The organism is Marinactinospora rubrisoli (genome assembly GCF_042664915.1).
GTDB lineage: Bacteria > Actinomycetota > Actinomycetes > Streptosporangiales > Streptosporangiaceae > Marinitenerispora > Marinitenerispora rubrisoli.
Map to the genome: position 1 here is coordinate 216,069 of NZ_JBHTBH010000007.1, position 16,645 is coordinate 232,713.

Sequence of the window (16,645 nt, forward strand, 5' to 3'; positions counted from 1 at the left end):
GATGTCAGCACCGTGCGAGCCAATTCGCACCCATAACGCATAGGGTTGATGGAGTGAGCGCAATCCAGGTTCCGGACGCGCCCGTCGTACTCTCGACGGCGTCGGTGTACCCGGAGAAGACCCCCGCGGCCTTCGAGATCGCCGCGAAGCTCGGCTACGACGGCGTCGAGGTCCTGGTCTCGACCGATCCCGTCAGCCAGGACGTCGACATGCTGCGCCGGCTGTCGGACTACCACCAGATCCCCATCCTGGCGGTGCACTCGCCGTGCCTGATCTTCACCCAGCGGGTGTGGGGCCGGGACCCGTGGGAGAAGCTGGTCCGCTCCAAGGCGATGGCCGAGGCACTGGGCGCCAAGACGATCGTGGTGCACCCGGCGTTCCGCTGGCAGCGCGACTACGCCCGGGACTTCGAGATCGGCATCGAGCGCATGCACGACGAGACCGATGTCGTGTTCGCCGTCGAGAACATGTACCCGGTGCACGTGCGCGGCAGGACGGTGGTCCCGTACTCGCCGAGCTGGAACCCCCTCGACCGCGACTACCCCGACGTCACCCTCGATCTGTCCCACACCGCGATGTCCCGCTCCGACGCCATGGACATGGCCAAGCGGCTGGGCGACCGGCTCTCCCACGTGCACCTGGCCGACGGTGTCGGCGGTCAGAACTTCGACGAGCACCTGATCCCGGGCCGCGGCGGCCAGCCCTGTGCCGAGGTGCTGGAGCACCTGGCCGGCAGCGGCTACGACCGTCAGATCGTGCTGGAGGTCAACACCCGCAAGGCGGCCGACCGCCAGGCCCGCGAACTCGACCTCGCCGAGGCGCTCGCCTTCACCCGGCTGCACTTCGTCGGCGTCGGTGGGGACGGGCACGGCGGGACGTCCCGCGTGGACCGCCGCGAGCGCATCGCCATGCGCCGCCGGCCGGGCGACGAGCCGGCCCGCGTCTTCGCGGTGGGGACGGACGGCACCGTCGAGGACGACTGAGCGGAGCGCAGGTGGCACGAGGGCGGCGGCCGGGCGCGTCGGGAACCCGGGAGGCGATCCTGGCGGCGGCCCGGGAACAGTTCGGCGAGAAGGGGTACGACGGAGCGACCATCCGGGGCATCGCCCGTCAGGCCGGAGTCGATCCCGCGCTGGTGCACCACTACTTCGGCGCGAAGCAGCAGATCTTCGTCGCCGCCATGCGGCTGCCCTACGACCCCGGCGAACTGCTCCGGTCGGTCATGGCGGACACCACCGACGACGGCGCCCGCGCCGAGAACGCGATCCGGGCGCTGCTGGAGGCGTGGGACCGGCCCGAGAGCCGGGCCGCGATGCTGGCGCTGATCCGGACCGCCGTCACCCAAGAGCGCGCCGCCACGATGGTGCGCGGCTTCATCACCGACGCCGTGACCCACCGGGCCGTGGAGTCGGGCGGCGTCACGCCGATGCGGGCCGGACTGCTCGCGTCCCAGCTCATCGGGCTCCTGGTGCTGCGCTACGTGATCGCGGTCGAGCCGGTCGCCTCGGCCGCGCACGACGAGATCGTGGCCGAGTACGCGCCCGCGCTGCGCGCCGTGCTGGCCTCGGCCGGCGGAGGGCGCGTGCGCGGCGCGGCGGACGCGGTCGGATGAGGGACGCCATGGTGACGCTGCGCGCTCCGTCGGCCGCGATCGGAGCGGTCCGGGCCCTGAGGGCGCACGCCCGGGGCGTTCCGGCGCTGTCAGGCGCCGGTGTCGAGGCCGACGTCGCGGTGCGCGTGGCCGGCACGCTCGCCGAGCGGGGGTTCGGTGGTTCACTGCAGTACATCGCCGCGCCGGCCGGCCACCCGGAGCAGGCGGAAGAGCACACCCGCGACTGCCTGCGGTTGCTGGACCGGGTGGCGGACGCCGGGCTGGCGGGACGGGCCGACGTCCTGCTGCGGCCGGGGGCGCTCGGCCTCGGCCTCGGACCGGAGGGCCGGGCACTGGCCGCCGACAACCTGGCCCGGATCTGCGCGGCCGCCCGCGAGACGGGGACGCGGGTCACCCTCGACGCCGAGGACGGCCCCGGGAACCCCGCGTCCGCGGCGCCGCGTCTGGTGGCCGAGGTGCGTGCCGTCCACCCCGCACTCGGCGGCACCTTGCCGCCGTACCCGGGCCCGTCCGCGGCCGACCTGCGCGCCCTGGCGGCGCCGGGCGCCCGCGTCCGGCTGCGCGGCGCCGACCGCCCCCGCCCGCCGGTGCCCGGCCGGCACGCCGCCGACCTCGCCTTCGTGCGGACCCTGCGGACGCTGATGCCCGGGCCGGCGTCCCTCGTGGTCGCCACCCGGGATCCGCGGCTGATCGAGATCGCCGGCACGCTCGCCGTGCTGCACGAACGCTCCTCCGGCGGCTTGGAGTACGAGCTGCCGCACGGTGTGCGGCCGGTCCACCTGTACCGGCTCCGCGCGCGGGGCGCACGCGTGCGGGTCCGCGTTCTCATCGGCCGTGCGGGCCTCGGGCCGCCGCGCCGGATCGCGGGCTGAAGCGGGGGCCGCACAGCGCCGCGCCCATCGCCGGTGTGCGGGGTCCGGCGGCCCGCTACCGTTGTGAACAGCGTGGACGGCGTGCAGAGCGGGAGAAGGACGACATGATCGCGATCATCGGGGCCGGCAGGATGGGCGAGGCGCTGCTGGCGGGACTGCTCGGCCGCGGGCACGCCCCGGACGAGGTGCTGGTCACCGAACCCCGCGCCGGGCACGCGGAGGAGCTGCGCCGACGCCACGGCGTCGAGGTCGTGGACGCGGCCGAGGCCGTCACCCGGGCCGACACCGTGCTGCTGGCGATCAAGCCGCAGGACATGCTGGCGCTGCTCGACGACCTGGCCCCGGTGCTGGCCGCCGACCGCCTGGTGATCTCGGTCGCCGCCGGGGTGACCACCGCCGTCATCGAGAAGTACCTGCCCGGTGACGTCGCCGTGGTCCGGGCCATGCCCAACGCCCCCGCGCTGGTCGGAGCCGGTATGACCGCCGTCGCCGGGGGCCGGCACGCCGCCGCGGAGCACCTGGACCGCGCCGAGGAGCTGCTCCGCTCGGTCGGTGAAGTGGTGCGGGTCCCCGAGCGCCACCTGGACGCCGTCACGGCCCTGTCCGGCAGCGGCCCGGCGTACTTCTACTACGTGGTGGAGTCGCTGGTGGAGGCCGGTGTCCTGCTCGGCCTGCCCCGCGACACCGCGCACCGCCTCGCCGTGCAGACCGCCACCGGCGCGGCCGCGATGCTGCGGGAGGGCGAGCACCCCGCGGTGCTGCGCGAGGCGGTCACCTCCCCGGGCGGCACCACGGCCGCCGCCCTGCGCGAACTCGACCGTCACGGGGTGCGCGCCGCCTTCACCGACGCGGTCGAAGCCGCGCACGACCGCAGCCGGCAGCTCGCCGAGGGGTGACCCCTGCCGGGCCGCCGGTCCGCGGACGTGCGCGCCGGCCGGGCGGCTCCCCGCCGTACTCGGCCCGGCGGGGCGGACCCCGCCGCCGGTGTCGGGATTCGGGCGGATGACGGGATACACCCGTTTGCAGAGGTAAAGTCACCGTCCGGGCCGTGTCGGCACCGCGCGTTGGCTACTGTGTGCGGGAGACCACGTCATCGTCAGCCGGGAGGGCGCATGGGCTGCTCGCTTCGAGTGGCATGGGACGAGAAGCTGACCTCCTACAACTTCGGGCCGCAGCATCCCATGGCTCCGGTCCGGGTGGAGCTCACCATGGCGCTCTCCCGGGAGCTCGGTGTGTTCGACGCGCCGAACGTCTCCTTCATCCCGGTCGAGCCGGCCGATGACGAACTGCTGAAGCTGGTCCACGACGCCGGCTACATCGAGGCGGTCAAGCGGGCCGGGACGACCCTGGAACCCGACGACCCCTACTCGCTGGGCACCTCCGACAACCCGGTGTTCCCCCGGATGCACGACGCCGCCGCGCTGGTCTCGGGGGCGTCGGTGGCGGCGGCGCGGGCCGTGTGGAACGGGGAGAGCGAGCACGCGGTCAACATCTCCGGCGGGCTGCACCACGCCATGCCGGGGCACGCCTGGGGGTTCTGCGTGTACAACGATGCCGCCCTGGCGATCGCGTGGCTGCTGGAACAGGGCGCGAAGCGCGTCGCCTACGTCGACGTCGATGTGCACCACGGCGACGGCGTGCAGACGATGTTCTACGACGACCCGCGGGTGCTCACCATCAGCCTGCACGAGTCGCCGCTGACGCTCTTCCCCGGCACCGGCCGCGCCGACGAGATCGGCGGGCCGCACGCCGAGGGCTACGCGGTGAACGTGGCGCTGCCCGCGGGCACCAACGATCCGATGTGGCTGCGCGCCTTCCACGCGGTGGTGCCGCCGCTGCTGCGTGAGTTCCAGCCGGAGGTGCTGGTCACCCAGCACGGCTGCGACACCCACGCGCTCGACCCGCTCGCCAACCTCGTGCTGAGCCTGGACGGCCAGCGACGCACCTACCAGGCGCTGCACCAGCTGGCCAAGGAGACCGCGGCCGGGCGCTGGGTGGTGCTCGGCGGGGGCGGCTACGAGCTCGTCCAGGTGGTACCGCGCGCCTGGAGCCACCTGATGGCCGAGGTGGCGGGCGCGCCGCTCGATCCGGAGCTGCAGACTCCGGAGGCGTGGCGGGAGTTCGTCCGTGAGCGCACGGGGGACCTCCCCCCGCTGAGCATGACCGACGGGCGCCGGCCCGAGTACGTGCCCTTCGAGGACGGGTTCGACCCCGACGACCCGGTCGACCGTGCCATCCAGGCCACCCGCAAGGCGGTGTTCCCGTGCCACGGGATCGATCCGAATCTCTGACCCCCTGACCTCGGGCCGGGCGGCCCCCGGTCCGGTCGCCGTGGAACCGGGTATGGCCAGACATCACCGGTGTGTGATGCCATGGAACGTCCGGTTTGTCGGCCCAGAAGGGGGAACCACCGGTGACGCCGCCCTCCCGCGCGGAACTCGTTGAGCACCTGGTACACACCGGAATCGCCGGTCAGGTCAACACACCCCGTCAGAACAACCTCAAGCACTACCGGCGTCTCGCCGAAGGCGACCCCTACTACCTGCTCGGGCTCGACCCCGCACAGGACTGGACGTTCGATGACGTCCTCGGGCTGATGTCCAAGCGCTGCGGAGTGGTGGCCGACCCCGGCTACGAGTGGGGCATCGACACCATCGACCCGGATCGCACGGTGGACGCGCTGGAGGCGGTGGCGGACCGGATGGCGCAGGCCGCGGCCCGGCGGGAGCGGGTGATGTTCGCGACCGGTCACCCCCGGAACCTGCTGGAGAGCTACGCGCGCTGGGCGGCCGCGCTGGCGGATCGGGGCTGCGTCGTGGTGACGGCGGCCGGGGGACACACCTACGAGGTGGACGGCGAGTTCCCGCCGCACCGGCGTGAACTCGTCTGGCGGGACGGCGTCGGTCTGGTGACGGACGGCGAGAGCCCGCGGCACAGCCACCACCCCTTCGCGATGCAGGCGGTGCTCACGGAGCTGCGGGCGGCCGGCGAGCCGTGGCCGCAGCTGGTCATCGCTGATCATGGCTTCGCGGGCGCCGCCGGCGAAGCCGGAATTCCAACCCTGGGGTTCGCCGACAGCAACGACCCGGCGCTCTTCGTGGCGGAGCACGAGGGGAAGCTGCACGCCAGCGTGCCTCTCGACGACGGATACACCGCCGACGACTATCAGCCGCTGGTCGACTACGTGCTGTGGCGGGCCGGGCTCACCTGAGAGCGCGTCCGTATATACCCACCCCCTAAACCTCACACGACCCGCGTCCCTCATGTAGCTGCAGAGACAGCAAAAACGGCCTTTCAATGCTCTGCACCCGGATTTACGCTGAAACCGGACGTGTCAGCAGTTACCGAGTGACACACCAGCGCGGTGGCGGAGTGCCGGCCGGGCGCGCCCGGCCGCGCGGGGTCCAGCGCGATGGCCGACAGGGCAGGGACGAGAACGTTCACGTCCGGAAATGAGGGCGGCGGAAGATGAGCGGCAGCAAGGCTCCTCTGGACGAGGTCAGGTTTCTGACGGTGGCCGAGGTCGCGACGATCATGCGGGTCTCCAAGATGACCGTCTACCGAATGGTCCACTCGGGAGTTCTCCCCGCGATCCGCGTGGGGCGTTCCTACCGGGTGCCGGAACGCGCCGTTCACGACTACCTCCGCGAGGCGTTCGTGGAGGCCGGCTGAGACACAGCGGAGCGTCACCCGCGGGGCGGTGCGAGTGCAGCCGTCCATCGCCCTACGGGTGCCGGCGAGTCGTGCGGGCCCGAACGCCGGGGCACGGCCGGCCGGAACGGCGTCGCCGCCCCCTGACGCGGTGACGGCGGAGCTCCCGCCGCCTCGGCCCGTGGCCGCCCGGGCCGGCCCCCTTGGAACGGCGGGTGGCCAACGGGATGCGCAAGGGCGGGGGCCTGCGGCGTGGCGCGGGTCGTCTACTACACTGTGTCGTCGATGACCGTGTTCCCGGGTTGTTCCCAGTCCGGCTGGGTGCCTGACGGTCCGCCCCGCACACCGCCGTCCCGAGGTTGGCCACGATGCCCAGTTCCACGCCCGGCGCCCGACCGCGCACGCTGCTGCTGCGCGCCGCGGCCGCCCTCGTGGCGACCGCCGCGCTCGCCGGCTGCGCGGGCGGCGTGGACGCCCAGACCGGAAGCTCCGACAACCGCTACGTCGAAGGCGACGGGTCGGCCACCGCCTTCGCGCCCGACGAGCGGCAGGAGGCGCCCGAGGTCAGCGGCGAAACGCTCGACGGCACGCCGGTCAGCATCGACGACTACCGCGGCGACGTCCTCGTCCTCAACTTCTGGGCGAGCTGGTGCGCGCCGTGCCGCGCCGAGACCCCGGTGCTGGAACAGGTGTACCAGGAGAACCGGGACGCCGGCCTGGAATTCCTCGGCGTCAACATCAAGGACAATCTGACCGCCGCCCAGGCGTTCGAGCGGAACAATGAGGTCGGCTACCCCAGCCTGTACGACCAGCCTGGCCAGGTGTCGCAGGCGTTCCGCGACACCGTGCCGCCGCAGTCCATCCCGAGCACCCTGGTGATCGACCGGGAGGGGCGCATCGCGGCCCGCGTCATCGGCGCCACCAACTACAACGGGCTGACGGAACTGGTCGATCCGGTCCTCGCCGAAGGCGCCGGCGAGGACGCTGGTTCGTCGTGATCGCCGAGACCATCGCCGCGGGCTCGCTGCTGCTCGCCGTGCCGCTCGCGCTCCTGGCCGGCCTGGTGTCCTTCCTGTCGCCCTGCGTGCTGCCCCTGGTGCCCGGTTACCTCTCCTACGTCACCGGGATGTCCGGCGCCGACATCGCCGCGCACCGCCGGGCCGCGCAGGCCGCCCCGGAGGGATCGGCCGCCCGGACGGCCACCGTGGACGACGTCCTGGCCACCCGCCGCTGGTCGATGCTGGCCGGCAGCCTGCTCTTCGTCGCCGGGTTCAGCCTGGTCTTCGTCTCCGTGGGCGTGTTCGTCGGCGGGGTCGGCGGGCTCTTCCTCGACTACGCCGATGTCATCAGCCGGGTGCTCGGTGTGCTCACCATCGTGCTCGGGCTGGCCTTCATGGGCGTCATCCCCGGGTTCACCCGGGAGTTCCGGCTGCACCGCACGCCGGTCGCCGGGCTGGCCGGGGCGCCCATGCTGGGCGTGCTGTTCGGTCTCGGCTGGACGCCGTGCATCGGCCCGACGCTGGGGGCCGTGCAGACGCTGGCGTTCACCGAGGGCAGCGCCGGCCGGGGCGCGCTCCTCTCGCTGGCGTACTGCGCCGGGCTCGGCCTGCCGTTCGTCGCCGCGGCGCTGGCCTACCGCCGGGCGCTGGGCGCTTTCGGCTGGGTGAAGCGGCACTACCGGGCCGTCACCATGGTCGGCGGCGCCATGCTCGTGCTGATCGGCCTGCTCCTGGTGACCGGCGTCTGGACCGACCTCACGGCCGTCATGCAGGGCTGGACCGCCAACTTCCAGACGGTGATTTAGCAGTGAACGCACCCAAGCAGACCGCTCCCGACGCCTCCGGCGGCACGAGCCCGGGGACCCCGCCGACGAGCGCTCCGCCGGCGCTCTCGCCGCTCGGCTGGGCGCGCTGGGCGTGGCGCATCCTGACGTCGATGCGCACCGCGCTGATCCTGCTGTTCCTGCTGGCGGTGGGCGCGATCCCCGGGTCGGTGCTCCCGCAGCACTCGGTCAGCACCGAGCAGGTGCAGAACTACTTCCTGGAGCACCCGGACCTCGCGCCGTGGCTGGACCGGTTCTACCTGTTCGACGTCTACTCCTCGCCGTGGTACGCGGCCATCTACCTGCTGCTCTTCGTCTCGCTGACCGGCTGCGTGCTGCCCCGCGCGGCGGCCCACTACCGCGCCATGCGGGCCCGGCCGCCCCGCACCCCGCGCAATCTCACCCGGCTGCCCTACTCGGCGACCTTCCGCACCGCCGCCGCGCCCGAGACCGTGCTGGCCGAGGCGCGCACCCTGCTCCGCGGCTACCGCACCGACACCGCGGAGGACTCCGTCGCCGCCGAGAAGGGGTACCTGCGCGAGTCCGGCAACCTGCTGTTCCACCTGGCACTGCTGGCCCTGCTGATCTCACTCGGTGTCGGCTCGTTCCTCGGCTACCGCGGGAACATGCTGGTGATCGAGGGCGACGGCTTCGCCAACACGCTGCCGTCCTACGACGCGTTCACGCCGGGCACCTCCGTGGACGCCTCCGATCTGCAGCCGTTCTCGTTCACGGTGGACGACTTCGAGGCCACCTTCATCGAGGGCGGCTCGCTGAGCGGACAGGCCGCCTCCTTCTCCGCCGAGCTGACCTACCGTGCCGGTCCGGACGCGCCGGAGCAGCGGCACACGCTCGAGGTCAATCACCCGCTCTCGGTGGACGGCGCGCAGGTGTACCTGCTCGGGCACGGCTACGCACCCGAGTTCGAGGTCACCGACGGGGACGGCAACGTGGTCTTCGACCAGGCCGTGCCGTTCCTGGCCCGCGAGGAGGCCACGTTCACCTCCGACGGCGTGATCAAGGCCCCCGACGCGGCGCCCGAGCAGCTGGGCTTCATCGGGGTCTTCGTGCCCTCGGCGGCCCGCACCGCCGACGGCGCGCTCACCTCCGACTTCCCGGCGCCCCGCGACCCGGTGGTCACGCTGCGGGCCTACGCCGGTGACCTCGGGCTGGACAGCGGCGACCCGCAGTCCGTGTACCAGCTCTACACGAACCAGATGACGGAGCTGGGCGCGTCCGAGGAGATGCGGCCGGGCGACTCCTGGGAGCTGCCCGACGGCGCGGGCACGATCACCTTCACCGGCTACCGCGACTACATCAGCATGCAGGTGAACAGCGACCCCGGCCGGCTGCCCGCGCTGGTGTCGGCGGCCACGGCGGTGCTCGGCCTGCTGTGCACGCTGTTCGTGCGCCCGCGCCGTGTCTGGGTCCGTGCCCGGCCGGGCGAGGACGGGCGTACCGTGGTCGAGATCGGCGGCCTGGACAAGACCGAGGGGGCGGGCTCGACCGTGGAGTTCCACGAACTCAGCCTTCGACTCAGGGACAAGCTGCGGGCGCGGCCCGCTTCCGACACCGGCACCGAAAAGGGGTAAGCGGTGGTGAACGCGCTGGCCGCGGAGGCGGCCGTCGACCAGGGGATGGCCTCGATCAGCGACGTGCTGATCATCGCCATGATCGTGACCTACGCGGTCGCGCTGTTCTTCTTCGCGATCGAAGCGGCCTACGGACGGCGGCAGACCCTGCGGTCGAACCGCCTGGCGCCGGCCGGGGTCGGCGCGGCGGGAGCGGGGGCCGGCGACGACGACATCACGGTGAACGTACGGACCGAGCAGCCGGAGACCAGCGCGTCCCGGCACGTTCTCGGCACCGTCGCGATCGGTGTCACGGTGCTCGGCTTCCTCATGAACGCGGGGCAGATCGTCACCCGTGGGCTCGCCGCGGACCGGTGGCCCTGGGGCAACATGTTCGAGTTCGTGGTCGCCATCTGCCTGTGCACGGTGGCCGCGTTCCTGTACGCAGCGTTCCGCTACCGGGCCCGCTTCCTCGGCACGTTCGTCCTCGTGCCGGTGATCCTGCTGCTCGGGATCGCGGCCAAGTGGCTGTACACCGAGGCGGGGCCGGTCATCCCGGCGCTGCACTCGTACTGGATCGCGATCCACGTCTCCGCCGCCATCATCGCCACCGGCGGCTTCCTGGTCTCCGGTTCGGCCGCCATCACCTACCTGGTGGCCAAGCACACCGAGGACCGGCGGGCGCGCGGCGAGACGGTCACCGGGGTGGCCGCGAAGCTGCCCAGTTCCGAGCTGCTGGACCGGGTCTCGCACCGTTTCATCGTGCTGTCGTTCCCGTTGTGGACCTTCGCCATCATCGCCGGTGCCGTGTGGGCCGACGAGGCGTGGGGGCGTTTCTGGGGCTGGGACCCCAAGGAGGTGTGGTCGTTCATCACCTGGGTGGTGTACGCCGCCTACCTGCACGCCCGGGCCACGGCCGGGTGGCGTGGCCGCAAGGCCGCGTGGATCGGCATCGTGGGCTTCGCCTGCCTGATGTTCAACTTCTTTGCGGTGAACTATCTGTTCAGCGGGCTGCACTCCTACGCCTGACGGCCCGCGTCCGAACGGCGACGGCCCCTTCTCCGCTTCCGGGGAAGGGGCCGTTCGCGTTCCTACCGGCCCGCGTGGGCCGGCGGGCGGTGAGAGCCGCCGTGGGGTGTCTCCGTGACGTAGCGCCGTGCCCGCCGGCGGGGGAGGGCGCCGGCGGCATGGCCGTTCTCCCGGTGGCGCCCGCTACTCCTCGGGGTTGATGCGCTTGTCGAGCCGCCGCAGGAACTCCGGGTCGTCGTCGGGGCCGAGGGGGCGCTGGGTCTCCGAGGGGTGCGGGCCGTCAGCCTCCGTCTCGTCGGCCGCGGCCGCCATGGCCGGGTCGGCGGACATTTCCACGGACGGGGCACGCGGGCGGCCGAGAAACAGCCAGAGCAATGGGCCGACCAGCATGAAGACCACGATGATGATCAGCCACAGGATTTTGGGCAGGTTGCGGACTTCCTCGGCGGGACTGGTGAGCGCGTCGAAGAACGCGTACACCCAGAGCACGATAGAGACCAGCGTGATAAGCGCACCGAGCCACACCATGTGGCCAGCCTATCCGTTGCGGCCGACGTGGCGATCGACGTCGGCCGACACGCGTCGGGCGGGTCGCCACGCCGCCTGTCCGCAACCGGTCACCGCGTGGGTTCGCTGGTCTCTCCGTGCAGTAGTGCGCGGACTTCGGACTCACGGAACCGGCGGTGTCCGCCGGGGGTACGGATACTGCTGATCCGCCCCGAGGCGGCCCATCGGGTCACGGTCTTGGGATCGACCCTGAAGAGGGAAGCAACCTCTCCTGGGGTCAGCAAGCGTTCGCTTCCTCGTTCCACCTTCACAATCCCCCTTCGGGCCCGCCATGGAAAAGGAGCGGGCGTTTGGTCCCCTAGTGTGCACGAGTTAGTCCGTTTCCTCCCTAGTTTTCGTAAAAATAGGCCGGAGGGTCGGCGACCGTGTCACATGTGATCGGAACGTAATCAGCAAATCGGTCGCCCGGATAACGCCTTGTCCGGCGATCGCGCCGCCGGTCGTCAGCCCGCCGCGCGGGGGAGCGCCGGGCCGGTGCGGCGGGTCCGGATCCGCCCCGTACCCTGGGGTGAGGGGAGTATGGCGTCGCCGCCGGCCGCGGGAGCCTCCGGCGCGGGCGCCGGCGCCTCCCAGGGGTCCAATGTAGTTCGCCGAGTCGTCCGTTGTGAGGCAGTTTCATGCGCAGCGTCATCGCCTACACCGCGTCCCGCCTTCTGTTGTTCGCGGTCGCCTTCGGCGTGCTGTACCTGCTCGGCGCGCGCGGTTTTCTCGCCATCGCCCTGGCGTTGCTGGTCAGCGGCATGATCAGTTACGTGCTGCTCTCGAAACAGCGCGACGCGATGTCGCAGACCGTCGTGGCGGGGCTGGCGCGAATTCGCGACATGGGCGCGCGGATCGACGAGGCATCCGGTAAGGAGGACCACCTCCAGGAGGCGGCCGAGCCGTCCGGGGCGTCCCCGCGCACGGCCGAGGGTGCCGCGCCGCAGGAGCCGGCGGCGGGCCGGTCCGAGCGGACCGACCGGTTCTGAGAGAGCGGCCGGCCCGTCAGGGCGCGAGCGGGAACATGCCGAGCCGCCCGCGGTACTCGCCGGCGAGGTCCTCGGTGTCGCTGCCGACGTAGAGGCCGTCCGCGGTGGCCGTCAGCGCCTCCACCCCGATCCCGCGGACGCGCCCGGGGTTCCAGGGCAGCGCCCGGCCGGTGACCGGGTCGAGCGCCCCGATACCGCGGCGCTCGACCGCGCCGGGCCCTTGCTCCTTGTGCGCGTGCTCGTTGTTCAGCCAGCGCTGGTGCCCGCCCACGTAGACCGCCGCGCCGGTCACCGCCACCGAGTACAGCGAGTCGCCCCCGGTGTGGTTGGCCCACGTGGGCCGGGCGTCCGGGCGATCGGTCGCCTCCCAGCGGGTGGCGGTCTTGCACAGTCCCCGTGCGGGATCGGGCCCGCCGGTGGTCACCACCACGAAGTACGAACCGTCCGGTGCGAAGTCCATCTGACGCAGGTAGGTGTGCATGTCGGGGTGGTCGCACGCGGCGGTGAAGGCCTCGGTGGACCACGGGGAGAGCCGTGCCACCCGGTCCGAGGTGTCGATCACGGCGATCTGGTAGCGCCGCCGCCCATCGGCGACGGTGAACGTGCCGTTCACGACCAGCCGGCGGCCGTCCGGGCTGAGCGCCAGGTCCTGCAGGCGCACCGGGCCGGACCTGGCGTGGGAGAGGGTGATGTCGAAATCCGGGTCGACGGCCCCCGTGCCGGCGTCGAGGCGGGCCACCGCGGTGCGGCGCACGCCGTTGACGGAGGAGAACCGGCCGCCCACGTACAACCGGCCGGCGTGCTCGACCACCCGGCCGGCCCAGCCGCCGTCCAGGGTGGCGGTGAACTCCGGGATCCGCGCGCCGTCCGCGACCGACAGCCGGGTGATGCCGGACTGCCGCTCGCCGTCGACCGCGCGGAACCGGCCACCCACGTAGACGGTGCCGTCCGGGCCGGGCGCCAGCGACAGCACCTCGCCGTCCAGGCCGGGCGCGAACGCGGAACTGATCCGCCCGGTACCGCGCTCGAAGGCGAAGAGGTTGTCGCGCCGCAGGGTGGCGCCCCCGTCGGCGGCGGTCACCCGGGAGAAGTCGCCGCCGACCACCACGGTCCCGCCGACCTCGGCGATGGCGCGCACCGTGCCGTCCAGTACGTGCGGGGTCCAGGGCGCCGGCCGGCCGCTCACCACCGAGGGGTGCCGGTCCGCGGCCCGCGCGGGCGGTGCGGAGAGCACGGTGGGCAGCAGGAGGGCCGCCAGGAGGGCGGCTGGGACGCGGCGGGAGCGGGGCACGTGCGGCCTCCAGAGAACGGATTCGGGGACGGCCGGACGCGCCCGGCCGCGACCCCCTGAACGATCGTCACTCATCGTAATGATGATCGCGTTCCGTGACGATCTTGCGCGCCGGGCGCGTTGGAGAGTCCGCGCCCACCAGGGCCGGGTCGTCGCACGCCGGCCGCCGGGCAGCCCCTACGCTGGACGCCATGACCCGTGCGGAACTCGACAAGAACCCCGGTGACGTCGCGGCGATGTTCGACGACATCGCGGCGCGCTACGACCTCGCCAACGACGTGCTCTCCCTCGGCCAGGACCGGCTGTGGCGGCGGGCGGCGGTGAACGCGGTCGACGCGTACAGCGGAGAGCTGGTGCTCGACCTCGCGGCCGGCACGGGGACCTCCTCGGAGTCCTTCACTGCGCGCGGTGCGCGGGTCATCGCCTGTGACTTCTCCCTGGGGATGCTGCGGGTCGGGGCGCAGCGCCGCGGTGGAGCTTCCCGCCGGGGCGTCACGCTGGTCGCCGGCGACGCGTTGCGGCTGCCCTTCGCCGACGAGACGTTCGACGCCGTCACCATCTCCTTCGGGCTGCGCAACGTGGCCGACACCGCGCAGGCGCTGCGCGAGCTGCGGCGGGTGACCAAGACCGGCGGCCGGCTCGTGGTGTGCGAGTTCAGCCACATCCCGGTCGCCGCGCTGGACCGGCTGTACGGCCACTACCTCATGGGCGCGCTGCCGCTGATCGCGCGGCGCATCACCGGCCGGTCCGCCGCCTACGAGTACCTTTCCGAGTCCATCGAGGCCTGGCCGGACCAGGCGACGCTGGCCCGGATGCTGCAGGACGCCGGATGGTCGCGGGTCGCCTGGCGCAATCTCACGCTCGGCGTGGTGGCGCTGCACCGCGGGGTCCGGGCCTCCTGACCACATCCGGCCGCCGCCGTGCCGCGGACCGCGCGGCTCGACGGCGGCCGGGGGATCCGGCAAACGGCGCGACGTGCGCTTTTCCGGTCGGGACGCCCCCGGACAGGACGGGGAGCCCCCAGAAAGGTTGTCCGATGTGGTAATCGGACATTCGGGGCGGTGGTCCCGGGAATCCCCTGCGTAACGGGCGTTGCACCGCGGCGTTGCGGACGGCCGCGTTCGCCGCGGGCGGCGGTGGGGGGTCGCCCGCAGCAGCGGAAAGGTCTACACTGCGGATCACAGGGGCTTGTGAAGCACTTCACAAGCGTACGAGCCGTTTGCCGACACCGGACCCAGACCCGACACAGCCACCACAGCGCACACTCCGTGCGCGGCCGCGCCGAGCCAGTCAGGACCACTCGTGAGCGAGACAGCGCCGACCGCAACGTCTGTCGACAGAGAACGCCCCCAGCACGAGGCCGACGTCATCGTCGTCGGTGCGGGCCCGGCCGGCTCGACGGTGGCCCACCACCTCGCCCAGGCGGGCGTCGACGTGCTGCTGCTGGAGAAGACCGCGTTCCCGCGCGAGAAGGTGTGCGGTGATGGCCTCACGCCACGCGCCGTGCGTCAGCTCATCGCGATGGGGATCTCCCTGGACGACGCGGCGGCGTCGCCGGGAGGCCAGGGCGGACGCTGGCTGCGCAACCGCGGCCTGCGCATCATCGGCGGCGGGGTGCGCCTGGAACTGCCGTGGCCTGAGCTGTCGGAGTACCCCGACTTCGGGCTCGTGCGCACCCGCATGGACTTCGACCAGATCCTGGCCGAGCACGCGGTGAAATCCGGAGCCCGGCTGCTGGAGCGCACCAACGTCACCGGCCCGATCATCGACGAGCGCAGTAACCGCATCGTCGGCGTCCGCGCCAAGAACTCCGACGGCGAGCACGTGAGCTTCCGCGCTCCGCTCGTCGTCGCGGCCGACGGCAATTCCTCGCGGCTCTCGGTGGCCATGGGCATCCGCAAGCGGGACGACCGCCCGATGGGCGTCGCGGTCCGCACCTACTTCACCAGCCCACGGCACGAGGACGACTACCTGGAGTCCTGGCTGGAGCTGTGGGATTCCAGCACCGGACGCGAGGTGCTGCTGCCCGGATACGGCTGGGTCTTCGGCGTGGGCGATGGCACCAGCAACGTCGGGCTGGGCATCCTCAACTCCACCGCGGCGTTCCAGGACGTCGACTACCGGCGGCTGCTGCGCCGCTGGACCGGCAGCATGCCCGAGGAGTGGGGCTTCACCGAGGAGAACCAGCGCGGGCAGATCCGTGGGGCCGCGCTGCCCATGGGCTTCAACCGGACGCCGCACTATGCGCGCGGCCTGCTGCTGGTCGGCGACTCCGGGGGCATGGTCAACCCGTTCAACGGCGAGGGCATCGCCTATGCGATGGAGGCCGGCCAGGTGGCGGCCGACGTCATCGCCCAGGCGGTGGCCCGGCCGACCGCGCAGGCCCGCGAGCGTGCCCTGCTCGCCTACCCCCGCATCCTGCGCGACACCTACGGCGGGTACTACACGCTCGGCAGGTACTTCGTGAAGATGATCGGCAATCCGCATTTCATGAAGTACGCCACCAAGTACGGCCTCCCGCAGCCGCTGCTGATGCGCTTCACGCTGAAGCTCCTGGCGAACCTCACCGAACCGAGCCGAGGAGACGCGATGGACCGGGTGATCAACGGTCTGTCCAGGATGGCGCCGGCGGCCTAGGCGCGTTCCGGGACCCCACGACCCCGCACAGACCCCGCAGACCCCAAGGAACACCGACCATGTCAGCCACACCGAGTCCGCGCAGACGGCCGACCCCGCTCGTGAAAGCGATCACAAGGGGTGGCATCGCCGTGCTCATGGGCGTGACCGACGGCGACTCGACCCCGTCGCCGCGCGCGCCCGCCCGTGATGAGGAGGGGAACGGCTAGCGATGGAGCTGTACGCACCCATATTCGTGCTCGGCGGCATCGGCGCGGCGTTCGTCGTCGTGTCGATGGTGGTCGGGTCGCTGATCGGGCCCAAGCGGTATAACCGCGCCAAGCTGCAGTCCTATGAGTGCGGCATCGAACCGACCCCACAGCCCGTCGGCGGCGGCCGCTTCACCGTCAAGTACTACCTGACGGCGATGCTCTTCATCGTCTTCGACATCGAGGTGATCTTCCTGGTGCCGTGGGCGGTGCACCTCGACGCGCTCGGCGTCTTCGGCCTGGTCGCGATGGTGCTGTTCCTCGTCAACGTCTCCATCGCCTACGCCTACGAGTGGCGTCGCGGGGGGCTCGAATGGGAGTGACGGACGGCGCGGCACGGACGCGCCCATGGACTTCGAGACCGGACACGGACAACC

18 protein-coding genes are annotated in these 16,645 nt (G+C 72.2%); 15 read left to right on the forward strand and 3 right to left on the reverse strand.

Annotation, left to right across the window (positions count from 1 at the left end; translation table 11 throughout):
- Positions 1-53 precede the first annotated feature (53 nt).
- The 11 genes from ACFQRF_RS16210 to ccsB all read left to right on the forward strand — a co-directional run bounded on the left by ACFQRF_RS16210 (position 54) and on the right by ccsB (position 10,557).
- Positions 54-983: a sugar phosphate isomerase/epimerase family protein gene (locus ACFQRF_RS16210; RefSeq protein ID WP_379871931.1), complete on the forward strand. Its 930-nt coding sequence runs from the start codon at positions 54-56 to the stop codon at positions 981-983.
- Between the two features lie 11 nt (positions 984-994).
- Positions 995-1,612: a TetR/AcrR family transcriptional regulator gene (locus ACFQRF_RS16215; protein WP_379871932.1), complete on the forward strand. Its 618-nt coding sequence runs from the start codon at positions 995-997 to the stop codon at positions 1,610-1,612.
- Positions 1,613-1,620: 8 nt separating this feature from the next.
- The gene (locus ACFQRF_RS16220; protein ID WP_379871933.1) at positions 1,621-2,484 is read left to right on the forward strand and encodes a proline dehydrogenase family protein; all 864 of its coding nucleotides are present in this window, start codon (positions 1,621-1,623) and stop codon (positions 2,482-2,484) included.
- Between the two features lie 104 nt (positions 2,485-2,588).
- Entirely contained in the window at positions 2,589-3,380 is a 792-nt protein-coding gene (proC, locus tag ACFQRF_RS16225) for a pyrroline-5-carboxylate reductase (RefSeq protein WP_379871934.1), read from the forward strand.
- Positions 3,381-3,596: 216 nt separating this feature from the next.
- Positions 3,597-4,775: an acetoin utilization protein AcuC gene (locus ACFQRF_RS16230; RefSeq protein ID WP_379871935.1), complete on the forward strand. Its 1,179-nt coding sequence runs from the start codon at positions 3,597-3,599 to the stop codon at positions 4,773-4,775.
- A gap of 122 nt (positions 4,776-4,897) precedes the next feature.
- Positions 4,898-5,695: a phosphatase gene (locus ACFQRF_RS16235; RefSeq protein ID WP_379871936.1), complete on the forward strand. Its 798-nt coding sequence runs from the start codon at positions 4,898-4,900 to the stop codon at positions 5,693-5,695.
- A 257-nt stretch (positions 5,696-5,952) separates the two neighbouring features.
- A complete protein-coding gene (locus ACFQRF_RS16240) occupies positions 5,953-6,156 on the forward strand; it encodes a helix-turn-helix domain-containing protein (RefSeq protein ID WP_114400174.1) in 204 nt (67 codons plus the stop codon).
- 347 nt (positions 6,157-6,503) lie between these two features.
- Positions 6,504-7,133, forward strand: a complete 630-nt coding sequence (locus tag ACFQRF_RS16245; RefSeq protein ID WP_379871937.1) for a TlpA family protein disulfide reductase — start codon at positions 6,504-6,506, stop codon at positions 7,131-7,133.
- A complete protein-coding gene (locus ACFQRF_RS16250) occupies positions 7,130-7,939 on the forward strand; it encodes a cytochrome c biogenesis CcdA family protein (RefSeq protein ID WP_379871938.1) in 810 nt (269 codons plus the stop codon). The genes ACFQRF_RS16245 and ACFQRF_RS16250 overlap by 4 nt, the downstream gene beginning before the upstream one ends.
- Before the next feature lie 2 nt (positions 7,940-7,941).
- Entirely contained in the window at positions 7,942-9,549 is a 1,608-nt protein-coding gene (gene resB / locus ACFQRF_RS16255) for a cytochrome c biogenesis protein ResB (protein ID WP_379871939.1), read from the forward strand.
- A 3-nt stretch (positions 9,550-9,552) separates the two neighbouring features.
- Complete coding sequence (ccsB, locus tag ACFQRF_RS16260) at positions 9,553-10,557, forward strand: c-type cytochrome biogenesis protein CcsB (protein WP_379871940.1); 1,005 nt, start codon at positions 9,553-9,555, stop codon at positions 10,555-10,557.
- Between the two features lie 183 nt (positions 10,558-10,740).
- Here ccsB and ACFQRF_RS16265 read toward each other — a convergent pair whose 3' ends face one another.
- Complete coding sequence (locus tag ACFQRF_RS16265; protein ID WP_379871941.1) at positions 10,741-11,085, reverse strand: PLD nuclease N-terminal domain-containing protein; 345 nt, start codon at positions 11,083-11,085, stop codon at positions 10,741-10,743.
- 89 nt (positions 11,086-11,174) lie between these two features.
- Positions 11,175-11,375, reverse strand: coding sequence for a BldC family transcriptional regulator (locus tag ACFQRF_RS16270; protein WP_181874428.1), 201 nt, complete (start codon positions 11,373-11,375; stop codon positions 11,175-11,177).
- A gap of 366 nt (positions 11,376-11,741) precedes the next feature.
- Here ACFQRF_RS16270 and ACFQRF_RS16275 point away from each other — a divergent pair, with 366 nt between their 5' ends.
- The gene (locus tag ACFQRF_RS16275) at positions 11,742-12,092 is read left to right on the forward strand and encodes a DUF4229 domain-containing protein (RefSeq protein ID WP_379871942.1); all 351 of its coding nucleotides are present in this window, start codon (positions 11,742-11,744) and stop codon (positions 12,090-12,092) included.
- Between the two features lie 16 nt (positions 12,093-12,108).
- On the opposite strand, the gene ACFQRF_RS16280 is transcribed toward ACFQRF_RS16275, so the two are convergent.
- Positions 12,109-13,383: a delta-60 repeat domain-containing protein gene (locus ACFQRF_RS16280; protein WP_379871943.1), complete on the reverse strand. Its 1,275-nt coding sequence runs from the start codon at positions 13,381-13,383 to the stop codon at positions 12,109-12,111.
- A 191-nt stretch (positions 13,384-13,574) separates the two neighbouring features.
- Here ACFQRF_RS16280 and ACFQRF_RS16285 point away from each other — a divergent pair, with 191 nt between their 5' ends.
- The 3 genes from ACFQRF_RS16285 (at position 13,575) to ACFQRF_RS16295 (ending at position 16,591) form a co-directional block, all read left to right on the forward strand.
- On the forward strand, positions 13,575-14,285 hold the full coding sequence (locus ACFQRF_RS16285; protein ID WP_379871944.1) for a demethylmenaquinone methyltransferase: 711 nt from the start codon (positions 13,575-13,577) through the stop codon (positions 14,283-14,285).
- Between the two features lie 400 nt (positions 14,286-14,685).
- The gene (locus tag ACFQRF_RS16290; protein WP_379871945.1) at positions 14,686-16,020 is read left to right on the forward strand and encodes a geranylgeranyl reductase family protein; all 1,335 of its coding nucleotides are present in this window, start codon (positions 14,686-14,688) and stop codon (positions 16,018-16,020) included.
- Positions 16,021-16,231: 211 nt separating this feature from the next.
- A complete protein-coding gene (locus tag ACFQRF_RS16295) occupies positions 16,232-16,591 on the forward strand; it encodes an NADH-quinone oxidoreductase subunit A (protein WP_379871946.1) in 360 nt (119 codons plus the stop codon).
- Positions 16,592-16,645: the final 54 nt, after the last annotated feature.

Coding starts and splice junctions, on each gene's coding strand:
- ACFQRF_RS16220 (WP_379871933.1), top strand. CDS start 1,621: ATGGTGACGCTGCGCGCTCCGTCGGCCGCGATCGGAGCGGTCCGGGCC.
- ACFQRF_RS16230 (WP_379871935.1), top strand. CDS start 3,597: ATGGGCTGCTCGCTTCGAGTGGCATGGGACGAGAAGCTGACCTCCTAC.
- ACFQRF_RS16285 (WP_379871944.1), top strand. CDS start 13,575: ATGACCCGTGCGGAACTCGACAAGAACCCCGGTGACGTCGCGGCGATG.
- ACFQRF_RS16295 (WP_379871946.1), top strand. CDS start 16,232: ATGGAGCTGTACGCACCCATATTCGTGCTCGGCGGCATCGGCGCGGCG.
- ACFQRF_RS16275 (WP_379871942.1), top strand. CDS start 11,742: ATGCGCAGCGTCATCGCCTACACCGCGTCCCGCCTTCTGTTGTTCGCG.
- ACFQRF_RS16240 (WP_114400174.1), top strand. CDS start 5,953: ATGAGCGGCAGCAAGGCTCCTCTGGACGAGGTCAGGTTTCTGACGGTG.
- ACFQRF_RS16245 (WP_379871937.1), top strand. CDS start 6,504: ATGCCCAGTTCCACGCCCGGCGCCCGACCGCGCACGCTGCTGCTGCGC.
- proC (WP_379871934.1), top strand. CDS start 2,589: ATGATCGCGATCATCGGGGCCGGCAGGATGGGCGAGGCGCTGCTGGCG.
- ACFQRF_RS16265 (WP_379871941.1), bottom strand. CDS start 11,085: ATGGTGTGGCTCGGTGCGCTTATCACGCTGGTCTCTATCGTGCTCTGG.